This window comes from Shewanella sp. VK101 (genome assembly GCF_056497865.1).
Window position 1 is genome coordinate 1935534 of the sequence record NZ_CM151402.1, and the last position, 20006, is coordinate 1955539.

18 protein-coding genes and 1 tRNA gene are annotated in these 20006 nt (G+C 52.3%); 7 read left to right on the forward strand and 12 right to left on the reverse strand.

What is annotated here, in order from left to right; translation table 11 throughout:
- Nucleotides 1-85: 85 nt before the first annotated feature.
- The 3 genes from ACSHSR_RS08720 to ACSHSR_RS08730 all read right to left on the reverse strand — a co-directional run bounded on the left by ACSHSR_RS08720 (nt 86) and on the right by ACSHSR_RS08730 (nt 2237).
- Complete coding sequence (locus tag ACSHSR_RS08720; protein WP_144377835.1) at nt 86-421, reverse strand: hypothetical protein; 336 nt, start codon at nt 419-421, stop codon at nt 86-88.
- A gap of 143 nt (nt 422-564) precedes the next feature.
- Nucleotides 565-1317 carry a LysE family translocator gene (locus tag ACSHSR_RS08725; RefSeq protein ID WP_479631419.1) on the reverse strand — a complete coding sequence of 251 codons (753 nt, stop codon included), beginning with the start codon at nt 1315-1317 and terminating at the stop codon, nt 565-567.
- A 95-nt stretch (nt 1318-1412) separates the two neighbouring features.
- A complete protein-coding gene (locus ACSHSR_RS08730) occupies nt 1413-2237 on the reverse strand; it encodes an AraC family transcriptional regulator (protein WP_071238813.1) in 825 nt (274 codons plus the stop codon).
- 124 nt (nt 2238-2361) lie between these two features.
- Between ACSHSR_RS08730 and nadE the strand changes: the two genes are divergently transcribed.
- Nucleotides 2362-3192 (forward strand): ammonia-dependent NAD(+) synthetase, encoded by an 831-nt coding sequence (gene nadE / locus ACSHSR_RS08735; RefSeq protein ID WP_479631420.1) that lies wholly within the window; start codon nt 2362-2364, stop codon nt 3190-3192.
- A gap of 47 nt (nt 3193-3239) precedes the next feature.
- Here the strand turns inward: nadE and ACSHSR_RS08740 are convergent, their stop codons facing one another.
- Entirely contained in the window at nt 3240-3719 is a 480-nt protein-coding gene (locus ACSHSR_RS08740; RefSeq protein WP_141250898.1) for a DUF6942 family protein, read from the reverse strand.
- A gap of 90 nt (nt 3720-3809) precedes the next feature.
- Between ACSHSR_RS08740 and ACSHSR_RS08745 the strand changes: the two genes are divergently transcribed.
- Nucleotides 3810-5270, forward strand: coding sequence for an alpha/beta hydrolase (locus tag ACSHSR_RS08745; protein WP_479631421.1), 1461 nt, complete (start codon nt 3810-3812; stop codon nt 5268-5270).
- Here the strand turns inward: ACSHSR_RS08745 and ACSHSR_RS08750 are convergent.
- Entirely contained in the window at nt 5236-7404 is a 2169-nt protein-coding gene (locus tag ACSHSR_RS08750; protein ID WP_479631422.1) for a sensor domain-containing diguanylate cyclase, read from the reverse strand. The genes ACSHSR_RS08745 and ACSHSR_RS08750 overlap by 35 nt on opposite strands.
- Nucleotides 7405-7688: 284 nt before the next feature.
- Nucleotides 7689-8717, reverse strand: coding sequence for a nucleoid-associated protein YejK (gene yejK / locus ACSHSR_RS08755; RefSeq protein WP_025011458.1), 1029 nt, complete (start codon nt 8715-8717; stop codon nt 7689-7691).
- 79 nt (nt 8718-8796) lie between these two features.
- Between yejK and ACSHSR_RS08760 the strand changes: the two genes are divergently transcribed.
- The 3 genes from ACSHSR_RS08760 (at nt 8797) to ACSHSR_RS08770 (ending at nt 11129) form a co-directional block, all read left to right on the forward strand.
- On the forward strand, nt 8797-9009 hold the full coding sequence (locus tag ACSHSR_RS08760) for a YejL family protein (protein ID WP_025011457.1): 213 nt from the start codon (nt 8797-8799) through the stop codon (nt 9007-9009).
- 103 nt (nt 9010-9112) lie between these two features.
- Nucleotides 9113-10894, forward strand: a complete 1782-nt coding sequence (locus ACSHSR_RS08765) for a DUF3413 domain-containing protein (protein ID WP_025889703.1) — start codon at nt 9113-9115, stop codon at nt 10892-10894.
- A gap of 158 nt (nt 10895-11052) precedes the next feature.
- A tRNA-Pro gene (locus ACSHSR_RS08770) sits at nt 11053-11129 on the forward strand.
- Nucleotides 11130-11257: 128 nt separating this feature from the next.
- On the opposite strand, the gene ACSHSR_RS08775 is transcribed toward ACSHSR_RS08770, so the two are convergent.
- From ACSHSR_RS08775 to ACSHSR_RS08790, 4 genes are all read right to left on the reverse strand, one after another.
- Nucleotides 11258-11992, reverse strand: a complete 735-nt coding sequence (locus tag ACSHSR_RS08775) for a DUF4336 domain-containing protein (RefSeq protein WP_208142850.1) — start codon at nt 11990-11992, stop codon at nt 11258-11260.
- Nucleotides 11993-12062: 70 nt separating this feature from the next.
- Nucleotides 12063-12722 (reverse strand): helix-turn-helix transcriptional regulator, encoded by a 660-nt coding sequence (locus ACSHSR_RS08780; RefSeq protein WP_208129336.1) that lies wholly within the window; start codon nt 12720-12722, stop codon nt 12063-12065.
- A 44-nt stretch (nt 12723-12766) separates the two neighbouring features.
- Entirely contained in the window at nt 12767-14041 is a 1275-nt protein-coding gene (locus tag ACSHSR_RS08785) for an L-cysteine desulfidase family protein (protein WP_208142849.1), read from the reverse strand.
- A gap of 23 nt (nt 14042-14064) precedes the next feature.
- Entirely contained in the window at nt 14065-14448 is a 384-nt protein-coding gene (locus ACSHSR_RS08790; protein ID WP_208142848.1) for a RidA family protein, read from the reverse strand.
- A gap of 264 nt (nt 14449-14712) precedes the next feature.
- On the opposite strand from ACSHSR_RS08790, the gene ACSHSR_RS08795 reads away from it, so the two are divergent.
- Nucleotides 14713-16020, forward strand: a complete 1308-nt coding sequence (locus ACSHSR_RS08795; protein ID WP_025889728.1) for an SLC5/6 family protein — start codon at nt 14713-14715, stop codon at nt 16018-16020.
- Between the two features lie 89 nt (nt 16021-16109).
- On the opposite strand, the gene ACSHSR_RS08800 is transcribed toward ACSHSR_RS08795, so the two are convergent.
- The gene (locus tag ACSHSR_RS08800) at nt 16110-17195 is read right to left on the reverse strand and encodes an AI-2E family transporter (protein WP_028781669.1); all 1086 of its coding nucleotides are present in this window, start codon (nt 17193-17195) and stop codon (nt 16110-16112) included.
- Nucleotides 17196-18047: 852 nt separating this feature from the next.
- Between ACSHSR_RS08800 and ACSHSR_RS08805 the strand changes: the two genes are divergently transcribed.
- On the forward strand, nt 18048-18290 hold the full coding sequence (locus tag ACSHSR_RS08805) for a hypothetical protein (protein WP_223828836.1): 243 nt from the start codon (nt 18048-18050) through the stop codon (nt 18288-18290).
- A gap of 189 nt (nt 18291-18479) precedes the next feature.
- On the opposite strand, the gene ACSHSR_RS08810 is transcribed toward ACSHSR_RS08805, so the two are convergent.
- Nucleotides 18480-19829, reverse strand: coding sequence for a dihydroorotase (locus ACSHSR_RS08810; protein WP_028781667.1), 1350 nt, complete (start codon nt 19827-19829; stop codon nt 18480-18482).
- Nucleotides 19830-20006: the final 177 nt, after the last annotated feature.

Here is a 20006-nt window from a genome sequence, read left to right on the forward strand (position 1 = left end):
GTCCTTTTACTTAACCTGTGCTGACCTCTGACGCGGATTGTTGAGTAATTGGTCTAAGAATTGGAAAGGTTGTGGTGAGTTGCCGTTATGGCAGGCGGCTACGGTTTCTCGCCAGCCCATTACCACTCCAGGCGCACAGCAGAGTAAACAGGGTGACCCCGCCCATAATGAATGCCAGCCTGACCCAGGGGGCATCCATGGCCTGGCGCATGGCAACATATTCAAAGCCACTCTTGGCCCATACCAGCAAGGCGCCGGCCAATAGGCCGACTTGCAGGATGCGAACGACAACGGCGCTTTTCACAAACAGCACGGCCGGCGCCAACAGGCAGATAGCGGCGGCGATTGTGTGTGAGTATCTGAGAAAATGGGCACCCAGCAGCCAATAAGCAAGACAGAGTAAAACAACACGCCACCACATAGAAACCTCGAATCGATTGAGTTGGGGCTATTCTAGTCTGGATTTAAAATGCATTCTATTTACTGCTTCACAGTTTACTCCCGGAGCTCCAAGGGTTAAGTCCTTCAGGCTTTATACCAAGTTTGTGGCTCAATTGTTCTGCGTCAAGCCGTCAGCAACCTCAGCAGTATGGCAACCGAGACGACCAGGAAGATAGCGCCGCAAAGGTAATCTATGTAATGGCCAAAGCGCAGCAGGCGTCGCTGCACCCGGGCGTGAGACAGCAGCATGGCCAGCATGGCAAACCAGATAACCGAGAGCAGCGGCAGTAATATGGCGGCCAATAGCTTGGTCTGGCTGTTGACCTCTGGGGTGATAAGGGTGGAAAACAGCGTTAAAAAGAACACCAACGCCTTGGGGTTGAACAGGTTGGTCGATAACCCAAGCAGCAACCCGGCGGCGGCAGACATGGTGTTATCGCTCGCACTTTTACCTGGCTCATTGTCTACCCTGTTGTTTAACTCCTCGGACTGCATGACTTGTGTATCATTGATTGCTGCCCGGCTGGTTGGCAATTCATTGGTTTGAGCTTCAGCGAGTGGCCTTGCCGCCAAGGCGCGTTTAAGCCAGGCCTGAACACCAAAGGCTCCCAGTCCCATCCAGCCCAGATAAAGGGCGCCAAAGAGCTGCACCAGCACAAACAGGGTATGCGAGCTTTGAATGGCCAGGCTGACACCTGTGAGGCTCAGGACAGTGTGCACCAATATCGCCAGAGAGATGCCAACGGCGGCCGCCATTGCGGTGCTGCGCTGCTCTCGGCTGGCAATTTTCAGGATCAATGCAAAATCCGGCCCCGGGCTCGCTAATGCCAGCAGGTGAATGGTGCCCAGGGTCAGCAAAAGATGCAGATCTGTCATAGTCAACTTTATCCTGTAGTGCCTCATTCAGCCGAGGCTGAAAGTGTTTGGGTATAGGGGTAAAAATGCTCAGCCGCCAGAGGGGCGTGTGGCATTCACAGCATGCGCCGCTGAAACGCCTGTGGAGAAAGCAGGAAGGCACGCTTGAAGGCCTTGTTCAGATGGCTCTGATCGAAGAAGCCGACTTGCTGCGCCACCGAAATCACACTGTCTCCCCTGAGCAGGGCTTTCTTGGCATATTCCAGGCGGATCCGCTTTAAATAGGCATGTGGCGTCATGCCGGTTCTCTGGCGAAACTGCCTAAGCAGTTGGTATTGGCTGAGATCCAGCTCCTTGGCAAGCTGCGGCAACCTAAATGGCGCACCGGGATCGGCATGAAAGGCTTCTCTTAACCTATCGAGCTGACTCTGGCTCAAGGCGTGGGGCAGTCTCTCTGTATTGAGCTTGCGGCCATGCAGGCGCATCAGCTTTTCCAAAAAGGCGATAACCGCGGCTTCGGGAACCAGGAGGTCATTGGCTGCTATGGGTTGGGTCAGCAAATGGTGCAGCTGGCAAAATTCCCGATACAGCGCCGGATGATGCAACATAGGCGCGGCAAAACTGAAATATCCCAGGCCGAGATCCCGCGCCAGTTGTTGCAGCCAGTCATGGGGCAGGGACATTACCAGGGCACAATAGCCCTGTTGTTCGCTGCTCTGACCATCATGGCTGCTGTCGGGATCCAGGGTCGACAGCCAATGGGGTCTCAGGTGCCAGGTTTGGCCACGGTAATGAAAGTCCTGGCCGCCGTGACTGACCACACCGATATGAAAGTCCAGATGAACATGGGGCTCGAAGTGAAAATGTTGAAAACTGGCCCGACTGATCTCCAGTTCGGGATGGGATGGGGCGCGCCAGTAATGGATTTTCTCCTCGTGCATCTTGCTATCCTGGGTAAGAATTTATGTTATCTTAGCGGTCGGTGATCCAGGCCGCCTAGTAAATTATTGCACGGCCGGTATCAAAGTCAGACCTATAAACACCGATAACAGATTGGAGCCCACTGTGAAAGGACAGATCTTAAGAGAAATGAAAGTACTGAGTGCTATTGAACCTGAATATGAGGTGGAAAGGCGGGTAGCATTTCTCAAGGCCAAACTGCAGGAGGCTCACTGCAAGACTCTGGTTCTGGGGATCAGTGGCGGGGTCGATTCTTCCCTGGCCGGGCGCTTATGTCAGTTGGCGGTAGATTCGCTAAATGAAGGCAAAACCGAGGCTGAGTACCGTTTTGTGGCCATGCGTTTACCTTACCTTGAGCAGCGCGATGAACATGAGGCGCAGCAGGCGCTGGCATTTATCCGCCCCAGCAAACTGGTGACTGTGAATATTCATGACGGGGTTAGTGGCATTCATCAGCATGTACTCAGTGGCGTTGACCGCGCTGAACTGGCGCTACCGGATGCCAACAAGGTTGATTTTGTGAAGGGTAATGTCAAGGCCAGAATGCGGATGGCAGCCCAATACGAAGTGGCGGGCTTACTCGGTGGCCTGGTGGTCGGTACAGATCACAGCGCCGAAAATGTCACAGGTTTCTATACCAAGTGGGGCGATGGTGCTTGCGACTTGGCGCCGCTTTTTGGCCTGAATAAGCGTCAGGTCAGGCAGTTGGCCGCCTTCCTCGGCGCCTCGGAAACCTTGGTACGCAAGGCGCCAACGGCGGATCTTGAGTGTGACAACCCTGGGCTTGAGGACGAAGTCGCCCTTGGGCTGAGTTACGATCAGATAGACGACTTCCTTGAAGGTAAGCCGGTTTCCGCCGAGGTGGAAAGCAGGATCATAGCCATCTACAAAGCCACGCAGCATAAGCGCAGGCCTATCCCGACCATTTACGATTAACGGCTCAAATTGAATCGTAAAACGCCGCGTTAATCGCGGCGTTTTCTTTATGGGTTGCAGTGCAGCGCTTGGCGCAGCAGCAAAATACTGGCGTTGGGAAACTGGCGGTAATCCAGGTAGGGGACTTTCCAGCGCCACTGATCCAGCCGCTGTACCCCGGAGGCACCGGTGAGCTCCTGTCCGGCATCGTCGGCGATATTGAGTTTGTCGGCGGCTTCATTGCCGGCGATAAGAGCTATGCCGCTATCAGTTACTAGCTCGGTCGCGCCTATCTCAAGCGCTACCTGGGAAAAGAGCCCCTGTTGCAGAAAACTACGCCAGTCGTCATCCGGGGCAAATATCTTGGCGCAGATCACCAGGATTTTGCGCCAGTGGTTGGAGTTGGCGGCTATCAAGGCCGCGGCGGCATCGCTCTGCTGCCAATGCCAGTCAAGCGGCAGTGTTGGCGGGTTGGGCAGATAAACCCGCGCTTTGGCCAGGTCGTTACCAATACGCAAAGGAAATGAAGGCGTTGAGTGTGCGTGCACGTTTGCTCTCTGTTAGACTTTTATGCCAATGAATCTCAGTGTAATGCCATTCCAGCGTCGCCACTTTGGGGCAGTTCAAGGTAAAGGTCAATGAAAACTCTGCTTATCAGTTCGGGGAAACAGCTCTCTATCGCGCTTTTTTATGCTTGCTTCGGTATAGGGCTGGCGTTGACTGTAACCGGGATCTGGCTACTCAATGGCCGCGCCGATTTAAGTCCTTGGCATACCCATTTTCTGAGCCATGAGTTTGATCGCCACAAGGGAGTCGAGGACTTCGGTGATTATCTCAAGTTGGAGCAGCAGCTGTTTACCGAGCTTGATCAGGAACTTGGCAAGCTTTCCGGTGGCATAAGTTCTCCCATCAATCGTTATCACACTGGCAGCATAGCGGATCCCAAGCGCTGGGCTTTGCCTTGGAATCAAAGTTTTGAGTGGGCCAATGCGGACGCGCAGTTCGGGCTCTTGTTGCTTCATGGCATGTCAGATTCACCCTACGCCATGCATCAGTTTGCCGAGCAGTTCAAGGGGCGCGCTCATGTGTTGGCGTTGAGGCTACCGGGGCATGGCACTCTGCCATCAGGCCTGGTGCGCCTGGAATGGCAGGATCTCGCCGCTGCCGTCAGGCTGGCCAGTCGCCATATGAGCCAGGTGCTAAACGGCAAACCTCTCTACGTGATAGGTTATTCCACCGGTGCCAGTTTGGCACTCAACCATGAGTTGGAAAACCTTCACAGCGGCCGGCCCACGGACTATGAAAAGGTGGTGATGCTGTCACCGGCCATAGGTTTGGCCCCCATGGCCGTGGGCGCGCAGTGGCAGTCGCAGCTGGGCTATATTCTGGGGCTGGAGAAACTCAGCTGGAATACTATCTCACCCGAGTATGATCCCTTTAAATACAGCTCTTTTGCCGTTAATGCCGGTGATGTGGTTTATCGCCTGGCGCAGCACAACAGTCAGCGTTTGTTGGCTTTGCCTGAGAACAAAAAACGCCAGTTGCCGCCGATTTTGGCGTTTCAGTCGTTGGTGGATGATTCGGTATCGACGAAAGCTGTGCTGGAGAACCTGTTTCTGCAACTGCCCAAGGGAGCCAATGAACTGGTGATCTATGATATGAACCGCAGTCAAGTGAACCTCAGCATGACACCTGTGGATCCACTGGCGGAAATCAGCGGCATACTGGCGCGAACCAACCTGACTTTCCGGGGAACTTTGATTGAGAACCAGGTGGGCTTTAGCCATTTGGTGCAGGCCAGAGAGTTTGGTACTCATACCGGAGTGGAAAAACTCGACTTCAAATGGCCCGTGTCTGTCTATTCCCTGTCTCATGTGGCCTTGCCGTTTTCTGCCAACGACAGCCTGTATGGCAATCAGATGCCTAACAGCATGGAGCGCATTCAAATTGGCGCCGCAGCGTCCCGAGGGGAGCGCGGTGTCATCAGCATTCCGGCTGCGGATATGCTGCGCCAACGTTGGAACCCTTTCTTCGATTATCAGATGCAGCGGATTGAAGCCTTTTTCAGCCAAGATCCTGAGCCGACAGAGTACAGATGACCCGGTTGCGCCCCTCGCTCTTGGCCTGGTACAGGTTGGCATCGGCTTCTTTCAACCACACCTCGAGAGATGAGCTGTAGGAGGCGTTGGCAATCAGGGCGCCGATACTGACAGTGACACTTATTAGGCGTTGATCTTCGGGGTTGATGATCTCAAGCTCGGCAATGGCCTGACGAATTTCATTCAGAAACTGCTCTATCTTGAGTGGGTTGCACATGGGCAGCAGCAACAATAACTCTTCACCGCCATAACGGCTGATAAGATCCGAGTCGCGCTTGAATTTTGTCTTAAGTAAATCGGCAACCCGTTTCAAGGTCTCATCGCCGCCCAGATGACCATATTCATCATTGACCCGCTTGAAAAAGTCCAGATCCATCAGCACCACGGCTATGGCTTCGTGATTGCGCTGACACAGACCCTGCAATGTGGCGAAACTCGCTTCGGCATGGCGTCTGTTGGCAAGTCCTGTGAGTGGATCTGTCTGGGCCAACTGTTTGAGTTTACGGTTGGCCTGCTCAAGCTCCAGAGTTCGTATGATGACTTTTTCCTCCAGATCCAACTGATGCGCCATCAGTTGGCGTTGGCTTTCCTTGAGCTCACTGTAGAGATGGCTTACTTCCACGGGCACATTGTGGCCATCGAGTAACTTATCCTCGGTAAGGCGTTTACCCTTGTTGAGCTGCTCTGAAATCAACTCCAGCGGCATGGTCAGGCGCTGCCCCACCACCCTGGCGACCAGCAGCGACAAGAGTAAAAACAGCAACAGTAGAGCAAAAGTGAACATAAACTGGCGCTCTACTTCGTGCAGCAATGGGGCGTAAGGGTCGAGCACAAAAATTTGCCAGTTGTTTGGCAGGCGATAGTGGCTGTAAACATATTCCGGGCTGTCATTATCCAGTGCTTTTAGATTGAGCATGGGCAATAAAGAGCTGTAGTGCTTGCCACTTTGGCGATAGTTGAGCCGCTCGAGTTTTGGCAAGGCCAACTCCCTGGAGGCATAGATAAGGCGCATGTTCTCATCGACAATAAACATCAACTGGTTGGTTTGTTCCAGAAAGTCATTATCCAGTTCGCTGAAACGATTGAGGTTGAGTGAGCCTTCCAATATGCCGATAACTTGTGGGCCTGTGGCGAGATACAGCGGGCTGCTGATGGCGACTATGGCATCTGAGCCGAAGCCCCGGCCGAGAAATACCGGTGAGACATAGAGGCGCTCGTTGAAAAACGCCTGCTGGAAATAATCCCTGTCATCTATACGAATATGATTTCCTTCAAGGCCCTGAAGCCTGCTGACAGGGCTTGCCTGCACTATGCTGCCTTCGGGATCGGCAATCAGCATGGTTAAAAATCCCGGATTGAGTTTGTGCAGCCGCGACAGCATCCGCTGCAATTCATCGGGAGTGGGTGAACTGTGTTTGATAAGCTCGGCGGCGGTGGCTATAACCGACTTGTGCCGCTCGAGATAATGCTCTACCGCCAGGCCGATATTTTTGGCGGTTTCATGTAAGTGTTTACCCAGGATCTGTTGCTGTTTATTGACCCAGTAATAATTGAATACCAGGGTAGAGATCATCAGGCTCAGGTTAAGCAGCAGTAAAAAGCTGTAAAAGAGTTGCTCGCCAAAGCCGCTGCGCTTGGCGGGTAACTGACGAGCAATCATGTGTGTCAATGCAGGGATTAACAATACAATCAAGCAGGCCAGGGTGATATAGACCATGGCATTGACCGATTGCTTGATCACCACAAATGGAATGTATTCAGAAGGTAAGTCGCTGAAAAAGTGGAGATAACCATAAATAAGTGGCATGCCCAGCAACAACCAGAAGCCGACACCCGCGTAAAATACCGGCCAGCGCCTGAGCCTGGCAACCCCCAGTGCCATGGCCTCAAGGCAGAAAAGCAGATAAACGTGCGGGCTGTCCCATTGCAGCATCAGCGAGGTGACGCTGATGGTGGCGGCGAGCAGGGCATACCAAGGCCCAAGTAAGATGGCGACAATCACATAGAGGGTATTACCCAACACCAACTGCACATTGGCAAACAAGGGGATAGGGAAGCTGTTACAGGCAAAGCCTATCAGGCCGGCCATCAGACTCAGCAACAGTGGTTGTCGATACCAGGGCAAGTGGGTCAAGTCGGTTCCAACTCCCGTCTGGAGTTAACGAATAGTTAATGACAAATGCTAGAGCTAAATGGTTTATTTAACAATAATTTTTGAATATTTGTCTTGAGCGCTACCCAGTACCTGTTTCGAATCGGTACTCGCCAAGGTTAGCTGTGGTGGCGGTTTTGCATAAAAAGGGATGGTTGGGTGGTCAAACAGGGCAAGCCGATAAAGATGAATAGCTGAAGATAGCAGCCGGAAAAAGCATCAAGGCGCCCTTGAACAATGAAAGCGCCTTGATGTGTTTGACAGCCTCATTCGCCCTTGAGGCGCCGGTCCAGTTGATCTTTTAAGTTGGCGGGCACGCCTTTTATCAAAATGGTATCCGAGATAGGGTCGTAGATGACCCGTTCGCCCAGATGTGAGCTGTCAAAGCTCAGGGTCAGGCCGCCGCCGGTGCCGGAGAATTTCTTCAACTGCCTCAGGGTGGATTTATCGGCCGGAAACTCCTCTTCCAAACCGTAATCACCGCCCACGGCAAAGTCATAGAAGGAATCCATGCCGGATTCGGCCAGTTCATCGGCCAGATCCTTGAGCATGACTTCACTGCCGTTGTCGACCTGGGAGGTGCAGTATTCAAACACCCGGTCGCGGCAGGTTTGACGCTCTTCTTTGGTCAGTTCACCGCCACCGACAAAGTCTTCCACCGCCTGCATCAGGGTCTTGCTCTGCTGCTTGGGGTTAACCCCTTCGACGCAGCCCATAAAGTCGAGGAAGAAGTCGGCCACCTTGCGACCGGCTCTGCCGCGGATAAAGGAGATATATTTGCGTGACTCACTGTCGGCTTGCCACTCGGTGAGATCGATTCGGGCCGCCAACTGGATATTATTCAGATCCAGATGGTCGTTTTGCGACAGCTCCATATCATCCAGCACTGTCATTGACGACTTGGCATTCAGCAGTGCCACAAACAGGTAGTCGCTGGCCATAAAGGTATAGCAGGCCAGCAGCAAAAATCCGCCCTGGCTGAAGTCATACTTGGAGAGTTCTTCCTGCAGCAGTTTGCCGGCAGTGGCTGAGAATTCTACAAAGCCTTGCTGCCCATCGCGATAAGACTTGAGTGCTTCCTTGAAGGCGGGGTTGGCTTCGCCATCATCACCGGGGACGCCAAAATAACCAAAGCCTTTTCCCGCTTTGCTGGAATAGCTTTGGTGCAGCTCATCAAGCATGGTCTCAACGGCCTGGCTGTTCAGCAGTGGTTGAGGGCGCAGACGGCAGCTGAGCTGGCCTTCGCCGTTTTGGGTGATTGCGTGAATAATCGCTTGTTCGACGTGAATACTCATAAGCCCCGATAGTGATACTCTGTTGTAAATCCGCTATTATATGCCGCTAATCCTAATCTGAGTGAATCATTTTTTATTTATGGCTATCCAATCAAAATATACCAATGCTCAAGTTGAATCCCTGATCGCCGAATTGCTGGCTGTGCTGGAAAAACACCAGGCTCCGACCGATCTTGGCCTGATGGCGCTGGGGAATGCGGCTTCGCATCTGTTATCGACCAAGGTGCCCAAGGAAGCCCGTCAGCAGGTGGCGGAACAATTTGCCAAGGCATTGACACAATCCCTGCGTTGACTTGTAACAACTGAAATGCGCTAAATAGTGGCGTTGTAAGTCAAAAAGCACATAATAGCAATCAATGTAAGATACACAGGCAACTTACAAAAAGCGGATCCATATGGTCGAGCGAACAAAGCAGTTGGGCAAGGATAGGGTTTCACGCCTAATCAATTGGGGGCACTGGTTTGCCTTCTTCAATGGCTTTTTGGCCATGATAGTCGGCAGTCGATATCTGGAAAGTGTCGGCTACCCGGAAACCTGGATTGGTTGGGGTTACCTTGGCGTCAGTACCATTGGCCATTTCAGCTTCCTGGCGTTTATTGTCTATCTGGTGTTGCTGTTTCCCGTTACTCTGCTGTTGCCTTACTCGCGTATCCTTCGGGGATACGCGGCAGTGGTGGCCACCCTTGGCCTGTGTATCATGCTTTATGACACCATAGTCTATGACGACTATGGTATGCATTTGAGTCCCTTCGCGGTCGATTTGGCCTGGGCCGACCTCAACAGTCTGCTGCATGGCACTTCCTATATCGTCACCCCCCTCGGGATCCTCGCTCTGGAGTTGACCGCCGCCAACTTTATCTGGAAGCGGATTGAGAAAATTCAAAAGCGCAACTATGGCAACAAGGTGGTGGCCTTTATCGGGGTTTGCTTTGTCAGCAGCCATCTTATTCATATCTGGGCCGATGCCGCCGATGTCACCGAAATTACCCGTTTCGATGATGCCTACCCGTTATCCTATCCTGCGACGGCGCGCACCTTCATGGAAAATCACGGTATCGATGGCTCCAGCAGCTTGAAGGTGGATACCGAAACCAGCTTTAAATACCCAAGAGCGCCGCTGACCTGCAGCGCCGAAGAACATCCCAATGTGCTGCTTATTGCCATCGACAGCCTCAGGGCCGATATGGCCGACGAGCAGACCATGCCGTTTTTCAGCCGCTACAGCAAACAAAACCATGAGTTTATGAATCACCTCAGCGGTGGCAATACCTACCGCAGCGGCATGTTTTCCCTGCTTTATGGGCTGCAGGGCAGTTATATGGACGCGGTGGAACTCAATTACACCAGCCCCTTGCTGGGGCAGAGCCTCAAGCAGCAGGGTTATAATCTGGGGCTGTTTACCAGCAGAAGCAATTATGCAGAGGCGCGGCCCCAGGCAATTTTCCGCGACTTCGACGCTCATATTGCCGAAGATGAAGGTGGCAGTGCCATGGCCGATATTCAAAATATCGACAGTTTCAAGCAGTGGCGGGCCCAGCAACAAGCTCCTTGGTTTGCACTGCTGAACCTCAAATCACCGGAAGACTATGATACCCCGGTAGGTTTCCTCGGTGTGCAGACGGTAAAACCCGACAGTGCCCTCAAGCCGGCGCAGAAGGTGTTGTTCAATCAATATCGGCAATCGCTGAACTTTATCGACAAACAGCTGGAGCAACTCTTGTCAGCTATGCCGGAAAATACTCTGGTGATTATCACAGGTGTCAATGGCAAGGTGTTCACCAGTAATGCCGATGAAGCCAGGCGCGACCTGTCACCGGCCAATGTCAATGTGCCTCTGGTGATCCATTGGCCCGTCGGCGGCCACGCCCAGGCTAAATACCGCACCAGTCACTATGGTTTGGTGCCAACCTTGATGAGCCAAGTGCTGGGGTGCAGCAATCCGGCCACAGATTACAGTGCCGGTCGCCATCTGCTGCAACCGGACAGTCTCACTTGGGTCTATGTCGGTGATGCCAGAATTTTTGCCATCTATCAGCAGTCGGAGATCACTGTGATTGACCGTCACGGTCAATATCGTATCTATGACAAGGCTTATCAGAACCGCCTGGACAAGAAGATGAGTGCCCCGGAACTTATCGAAGTGATGCGCGAAGGGCGGCGTTTGTACAACCATTAAGCGCTGCGGATTAAAGACTGTACGATAGAGAAAAAACAGACCACAAACTAGGCAGTTAAACTAAAAATCCTCAGATGGAGCTTGCACAGCCTCGCGACTGTTGATAAAGTTCTGCCTCGTTGAGACGGCATACTGCGCCAGCCGCTCAAGACAAATATCGGTATGTAGCGCAGCCTGGTAGCGCACTGTCATGGGGTGTCAGGGGTCGGAGGTTCGAATCCTCTCATACCGACCACATTCAAAACAAAAAAGCCCAATCTTATGATTGGGCTTTTTTGTGCCTGTCTTTTTTATCTGTCTTTTTTATCGTCTTTGGGTAAGCAGCGAAGTCAGCAGTCTTGCTGGTTTATGCTGCAGTGCCTGTCAGTGGTCAAGATTCCCAAGCCAGGAGAATGAACGGCGGATAAAGCGGTCGGCATCCCGGGACTGACATTCGCCGTGGGCTATGATGAGTTTCTCCGCTTGCCAGCCAAGTAGAGTCGCCAGGGCCTTTCGGGCCTGAGGCTTGCCAAAGCTGAAGCTCAGGCGCCAATCCAGCGGTGTCTTGCCGTTAGGGGCCAGTATGCCGCTGATGCGTGCCAGCGGTCTTTGCCAGGCTTTGAAGCACTCGGGCTGAAAGTTCTCAATCAAATCGGTCAGGATTAGTGTGCGGCTGTGGCGATGAAAGAATACAGCCTCCTGCATCACAGGGCTGCCCTGAAACAGGCAGAAGTCCAGCTCGTCAAGCCAAGGGGCTTTGGCATTGTGTTGCGAGTCTGCCAATTCGCTGAGCAGCAGTTGGTCGAAATGTAGATCGCTGCGTTTTTTTGCCAGTTCTTCGGTCGCGTAGCTTAGGGCGTTGGGAAAGGCTTGCTGCCAGTCTTTGACGAACAGATGGTGCAATGAGTTGGGCGCCAGCAGATAGCCGACTTCACCGAGGGCCTTGACCTCCTCGAGCAGTTCGCGGCTTAGCTCTATGGGGGAGTGGAGCCAAAGCGTGCCATCATCAAGCCTGACCACTGTCATCCGGGTACTGTAAGGCAGGCCAAAGAAAGGCACTGTCTTGCCTGCAACTATCCAGATGTTATCACCGAAGGGTATGAGTCTGTGATTTGGCATTCCGGCTCCTTGGTCTCACTTCTTCCATGGCATTGTCATCTAACGCCGATGATCCCGCCCATTGTCAATGTTACTCCTGTGGGGCTTTTAATTCCCTCAGGTAGCGGTAAATGGTGTGCACAGAAATATCCAGGCGCTTGGCGGCCACTTGGGCACTGTCCTTGAGCTCAAAAATACCGGCATCGAAGAGGCGAGTCACTATTTCACGGCTCTTTTTCGATGGCGGGATCAGTTCACTGTGGCGTACTTCCTGGTTGACCTTGTCTATGGTGCTGTGCAGCGCTTCTTCAATATTACGGGCAAAGACTTCCGATGTGCCACTGCTCTCTGTGAGCGGACATTGTTGCGGCAGCATGGAGCGCAGTACAGACATCAAGGGCGCATCCATATCCGTATTGATACACAAAAGGCCTATGGCCATCTGCTTTTCGTTGCGAATAACGGTGGTGATGGATTTCAAGGTCTTGCCGTTGCTGCTCTGGCTGAGATAGGCCTCGGAAATATCGTGGCCGCTCTTGAGCTTTTCCAATGCCAGATTGGTAATGGGAGCGCCGACACTGCGGCCGGTGAGATGGCCATTGGCTATTTTGATGATAGAAGGGTGGTCTCGGTCCAGACTGTGCAAAACCACTTCTGTGTGTTGCCCATACATGGTGGCTATACCATCGACCACATTTCCCATGGCGTTGAGTATGTCCATATCTTTGGGGGTCAACTTATGAAGTTTCACAGCTATCCTCTTGCGATGGCCCGGCAATTGCCGGGCGTCGGAGATTAGGCAGACATAATACTGATAATGGTACTGTCGGTCGACACCATTCCATCACAGATCATCTGTCCCAGATTCTTGATTGTTTGTTCGACATCGGCGGCGACTATGCCCTGAGTCGATACGGCATGCTGATTGAGTGCCATCAAAAACGCCCTGACTGCCGTGCTTGATGAGGTACTGACCTTCATGGCGCAGGAGGCTTTGGCGCCGTCACAAACCATGCCGGCACTGTCACTGATAACGTTCTGAATGGCGTAGCAACCTTGCTCAAAACTGCCTCCGGCGAGATAAACCATGGCCATGGCAGCGGCGGCACTGGTCACTGTATTGCCGCAAAAGGCTGACAGTGGCGGATAGTGGGACTTGATATAAATCGCGCCCAAGTGACTCATGATGAGTGCCCGGGCCAGCTGCTCTTCACTGCAGTTGAACTTCTTGGCCGTTACAACCACAGGCACGGTGGCGGCTATCCCCTGGTTGCCACTGCCAAAATTGCTCATGGCCGGCAGGGTGGCGCCACCCATGCGGGCATCAGAAGCCGCGGCCGTATACATGACTATGGAGTTAAGTAGGTCATCACTCAGCAAGCCGGTATCTATGTTTTTCTTCAGCGTTCTGCCCACCTCCAGGCCATAGGCCGAATTCATGCCTTCGTCGGACAAACGGGAATTCAGATCCGATGCCGCCAGAATAAATCTGATCCGGTTAACATCTATCCCGGTGGCAAACTCATATATTGAGGCGATGCTGATATCGACCCCGTCGCATACCGAAGCGGTACTGCCCTTGGTAGAGGCTTCGGCCCGATACAATTGTTGGCCGTCGAGCCATTTCTCGGCAATTCGGGTATGGCTGCCACTGATAACGATTTTGGTCTGGTGCTTGTCGTTGGCAGCTGTCACAGCGCAGTAAATAAACTCGTCGGCCTGAATGCGGCATACCTTGACCTTACCGGCGTCAATAAGTGCCTGGGCCTCGGCCACTTGTGCCGGGTTGATATTTGCCAGCACTTCAAGGCCGGCATTGGCATCGCCCCCAAGGGCTCCTGCAGCTGCGGCAATGGCCAGGCCTATCTTGCCTGTGCCGGGAACAAATACTCCCATGGAGTTTTTGTAGAGGTTATCCGAAACCTGAACTTCCAGGCTCAAAGGTTTGGCGCCCAAGGTTTCGGCTGCAACGGCCGCGGCATAAGCCGCCGCGATAGGCTCGGTGCAGCCCAGCGCGGGACGTACAACTTGATTAAGGATATCTATATATTGTTGCCACTGTGGTTTCATCACTAGGTTCCACCGAGTCTGGTTTAAGGATTGATATGGGCAATGGCTTCGATTTCCACCAAGGCGCCCATGGGCAGATCTTTCACTGCAAAACAGCTGCGGGCAGGGCAGTCTTGCTTGAAGAAGGTCTTGTAGACTTCGTTGAAGGCGGCAAAGTCATTGATGTCGGATAGATAACAGGTGGTTTTGAGCACGTTTTGCAGACCACTGTTGGCGGCTTCAAGCACATATTGCAGATTCAAAAGCGATTGGCGGGACTGTTCACTGATCCCACCTTCGACCAAAGCACCTTGTTCACGGCAGACTGGCAGCTGGCCTGAGGTGAAAAGCAGCTCACCATAAGCGGCTGCATGAGAATAGGGGCCTATGGCTGCGGGGGCTTTGTCTGCATTGATAGTCTTTTTCATGATATTCCTTGCAAATATTTTTGAGTAACAAGCGATTTTGTCTGCACAATTATTTGCAAACAGGCTTCTTCTTGCAAATTTATTTTATAAAAAGGTAGGTTGTAATTGCTTTTAGTGTGACGGTGATCTTATAAGTTGGCGGTTTTGTGGTTAAATTCTCGGCATCAGCAAAAGTTGCAAAAATCTGGTTGCTGCTGTCAGTTGGTTCAAATATATTTGCAAAAAATAACATGTTGGGTATCCAACAATAACTAAGGTTGTTATATGAAAACTGACACTTTGACATCAGAGTGGGGCGCAACAATTACTCGGGAAGACACGCAGGCCTGGAAGGAAGCAACCCGATTCGACAGTACTGACTGGGGCTGGATCATCATGTCCATCGGCATGGCCATAGGCGCGGGCATAGTATTTTTGCCTGTGCAGGTGGGGTTAATGGGATTATGGGTGTTTCTTTTGTCTGCCGTGGTGGGTTATCCGGCCATGTACATGTTTCAGAAGTTGTTTATCAATACCCTGGCCGAGTCCCGCGAATGTCAGGATTATCCCAGTGTGATCAGTGGCTATCTGGGGAAAAACTGGGGCATATTTCTCGGCGCACTCTACTTTGTCATGTTGGTCATCTGGGTGTTTGTCTACTCGACGGCGATCACCAATGACAGTGCCTCTTTCCTGCAAAGCTTTGGAGCCACCAAGAGCCTGCTGTCGGAAAACCCCTTCTATGGTCTGGGGCTTATTTGTCTTCTGGTCGCATTGGCCTCCCGCGGCGAAAACCTGTTATTTAAAATTTCTACCCTTATGGTGCTCACCAAGTTGGGTGTGGTGGCGCTGCTCGGCTTAATGATGGTCGACAAGTGGGATATCAATAATGTCGGTGCAGTGCCCACTACGACTCATTGGATCCGTGATGCCGTGGTGATGCTGCCCTTTACCTTGACTTCCATTCTGTTTATCCAGAGTCTAAGCCCCATGGTGATCTCTTATCGTTCGCGGGAGAAGTCGATTGAAGTGGCGCGCTTCAAGGCGATGCGAGCCATGAATATTGCCTTTGGTGTGCTGTTTGTTACCGTGTTCTTCTACGCCGTTTCTTTCACTCTGGCGATGGGCCATGAGCAAGCTGTGAGGGCCGAGCAGGAAAATATCTCTGCCTTGGCCATGGTGGCTCAAGGTATGCCTGGCCAGACGCTGAAACTCCTGAGCCTGACGCTGAACATCTTTGCCGTGATGACGGCTTACTTCGGGGTGTATCTGGGTTTTCGGGAGGCGTGCCAGGGGATCACCATGAACCTACTGCAGCGGGTTATGCCCAAGGAGAAGATCAACGCCAAGCTGGTGGGGTATGGCATCATGGTATTCACCATACTGCTGTCCTGGGGTGCGATTGTGCTGAATGCCCCTGTGCTGAGTTTCACCTCCATCTGCAGCCCGGTATTCGGTTTGGTGGGCTGTCTGATCCCTGCCTATTTGGTTTACCGGGTACCTTCGCTGCACAAATATAAGGGCGTTGGCCTGTATGTGATTATCGCCACTGGTATCTTGCTGTGTATCTCGCCCTTCCTGGCGTTCAGTTGATAGATGCAATTGGCTTTAAGAACGCAGTCTTAAAATCAGTGCCAAAGAGCCCCGCAAATGCGGGGCTCTTTAAGCTTCCAGCGGCAGACTCAGGCTTGGTCCTGCTGCTGCAAAAACTCATGAAATTCCTCTTCATAGAGACGGAACAGCACCAAGGTAACGGCAAAGATGATCGGGCCGTAAATCAGACCAATGAGACCAAATAGCTGCAAGCCACCCAGCAAAGAGAAGAAAATTAACAGGGTGCTCATTCCGGCAGATCCCTGCATCAGAATCGGCCTCAGGAAGTTGTCAATGGAGCCAACCACCAATATGCCCCAGGCGCAAAGGAACAGCCCCCAGCCCCAGTCTCCGGTCAATGCCAGATAGAGCGCCGCCGGCACCCAGATAAGTGCGGTACCCACCACAGGAATAAAAGAAGCGAATGCCATCATGGAGCCGAGGAACAATCCCGGCAGGCCGACTATGGCCATGGCAATACCACCGGCAAAACCCTGTGCCAAGGCCGTCAGGAATGAGCCGAGTACCGCCGACTTGGCGACTTTTTCCACCTCATCGAGAATTTTGTCTTCCTGACTGCGGGACAGGGGGATTACGTGTCTGAGACTGGCAATAATCTGTTCGTTGTCCCTGAGGAAGAAAAACAGTACGAACAACATCAGGGAGAAATTGACAAAGAAACCTGTGATATTGCCGAGCAATGCCGTGCTCAAGCCAACCAGACGGGTGCTGAGCTCCGTAAGCGCTGCGGTGGCTTTTTGCAATATCTCCTGCGGCTCTATGCTGTCAAACGGCAGCCATTTATTGGCCAGCGCCAGTGCCGACTGTACCCAAGGATGTTCCAACAGCTCCTTGGCACCACCATGGGTCAGCCATTGATAGGCATGGGTGGCAGAGCTGACGCCCTGTTCAATCACGGAAATCAGCATGAACAGCAAGGGGATCAAGATGATCACCGTCAGCAAGATGCAGGAAAGCAATGCACTCAGGTTGGGATGTTTGGGGAGTTTCGCTTCTATGCGCTTGTGCACGGGCAAAAACAGCAAGGAGACGATAAATCCCAGCAGTATCGCTCCCAGATAGGGAGCGACCAATAGATAACAGGCGTAGGCAGCAATGGCCAACGCGGCGAGGATCAACCAATGGCGGGGTTCAACCCGAAAACGTACGGACACGGGAATTCCTTTTAATCAAGAGTGTGTTGAATTTGCCATCTGCAGGGAAGGGCATGGTTTATAGACTCATCGGTCTGTTGCCAAGGACTCCAGCTTTTAAGCCAAGCATATCCGGGACTTGCTTGTACCTTCCCCTGCCCGTCCGGGCGACCCAGACTCGGTTACAGCGGAAGTTATTAAACCACGGAGCGACGGGGCAAGAGAAGCACAGCTTGGTTGATAAGGGGGATTGGCGCTGGTTTTGTGTGCTATGCGTTGCCGCCGGTGCCTTAGGGGGCGGATACTGGGGAAAAATGCTTGTCAAACTTAGGTTTTTTAGTCGCATTGCCGCATAACTGGCGGAATAGACTTTTAGAACCGTTTTTTATAGGCTAACTCATTGAAATTAGGAAACGAGCGTTAATCCCGTTAGCAATAAACCTATAGCAGATATGAGCAGATGTAAGGCTATGTTTAGATCATAAGCCGCTGTTAACTGGTATGCAGACTGAGAAAATAAATTAACCATGAATCTACTTTTTGTATGCAGTGAGAATCGCTTGCGAAGCCCTACCGGAGAAGAGGTTTTCTCGGCATTTGAGGGGGGTTACGCGATTGGAGCCGGTACAAAGGAAGGTGTGAATAAGTCCTCGCGGCACTCTGGCTTACACAGCAATTGGCGTTCAAGGCATCTGACTGAAGGCATGCCGGGGCCTGTCGAAGTCGGATAACGCAGAGAGCCGGTTGCTGTGAAAGCCCCTAAGGGCGTGGCTTACAGACCTGCCTGCTGTGTTGTGCTTCTTGCAAAGGACTAGGGCCATTTGCTGCGAATCACGCCTTGCATCCAGGCCCGTAAGCCGACGCAGAGCACGCATGGGACTTGTTCGCACCTTCCCTAATGCCGAAACTGTGGTAAGTGGCGATCTTATTCAATGGGCTGACTTTATCTTTGTCATGGAAAAGTCTCACAAGATTAAGGTCGCAAAGAAGTTTAAGGAGCTTCTGAAAGGCAAGAAGCTTGTGTGTCTGGATATTCCTGACAATTACCAGCGGATGGATCCTGCTCTTGTGACCTTACTTAAAAATAAGGTTGCCCAGCATGTTCGATTATCTTAGAAAATAATAAAAATCATGAACTTGCTATGTTAAGGCCTTAAATTCCGGAAAAGATAGCAACTGGCATAGCTTCAGTTTACCGAATTCATTATGCATTGACTTGAAATAAACAAGATATTGACCAGCATCACGCATACTTGTGTCTATGTAAAAAGGACTCCTTTCGCGGAGCCCTTGGTTTATCAGCGATTAAGTGCGACTAAATGTGAGGCGTTGGCCCAGGGTATTGTCGATAAAGCGACTGCCGTCAAACAGTTGGTTACCATTGACCCAGGTACCACTGATAGATGCGGCAAACTTGTGGCCGGTAAAGGGCGACCAACCGCAGTGATAGCGGGTGTTTTCCAGCGTGGCCTCGAAAGGCTTGTTGAGATCCACCAGTACCAGATCCGCCAGATAACCTTCGCGCAGATAGCCCCTGTCTTTGAGTTCAAAGCGCTCGGCCACCGCATGGCTGGTCTTTTGGACGATTTTTTCCAGGCTGAAGTGCCCCTTGGCATGCAGATCCAGCAGGCCGAGCAGTGCATGTTGCACCAGCGGCAAACCGGACGGCGCCTTGAAGTAACTGTCGGCTTGCTTTTCTTCCCAGGTGTGCGGTGCGTGATCTGTGGCGATAATGTCAATGATGTCGCGATTGACGGCGTCTATCAGTGCCTGTTGATCGGCAAGGGTCTTGATGGCCGGATTACACTTTATCTGGCTGCCGAGGCGGGCGTAGTCACTGTCGTTGAACGAAAGATGGTGTACACAGACTTCGGCGGTAATGTTGGCACCCTTGAGTTGTGCCAGTTGCTTGGCCGGCTCAAACAGATAGAGTTCGTCGGCGGTGGTTAAATGCAGTACATGCAGGCGTGCCTTGTGACGGATGGCCAGTTCGGTCGCCAGTTGAGATGACTTGAGGCAGGCTTCACGGGAGCGGATTTCGCCGTGCAGCTCCATAGGTATGGCATCGCCGTATTTTTCACGCATGGCGGCTTCATTGGCGGCTATGGTGGGGCTGTCTTCACAGTGAGTGGCAATGACCACAGGAGAGTTGGCGAAGATGCCGTCAAGAGTGGCACTGTTATCCACCAACATATTGCCGGTAGAGGCGCCCATAAAGATTTTTACACCACAGGCCTGGTTGGGATCGAGACGTTTAATCTCTTCCAGGTTATCGTTGGTGGCGCCGAGATAGAAAGCAAAGTTGGCCAATGAACTTTGAGACGCGCGGGTATACTTGTCTTCCAGCGCCTGCAGATTGGTGGTTTGCGGGTTAACATTGGGCATTTCCATAAAGCTTGTGATACCCCCGGCCACGGCGGCGCGGGATTCACTGGCGATGGTGCCCTTATTGGGGAAACCCGGCTCACGGAAATGCACCTGATCGTCGATCATCCCCGGCAGCAGGTGTTTACCCTGAGCATCTATGACCTGAGCCCCTGCCGGAGCCGTGATCTGGGGGGCAATCTGGCTGATGCGGCCGTTGTCGATCAGCAGATCCTGAGTACGGATTGTTCCTTCATTAACCAATTGGGCGTTGCAGATGAGGGTTTTCATAGGATACCTGATTAGCGTTATTAATATTGGCAGTGACTTGCGTATAATACCGGAAACTCAAGCAAAAAGCTGTGGAGCTTTTGGACAAGATCACAGACTTTTTGCGAAAGATACGTCAAGTGCCGATACCCTGGCCGGTATCGGTTCAATCGGTGCCAATATCGGCCGGCCGATAAC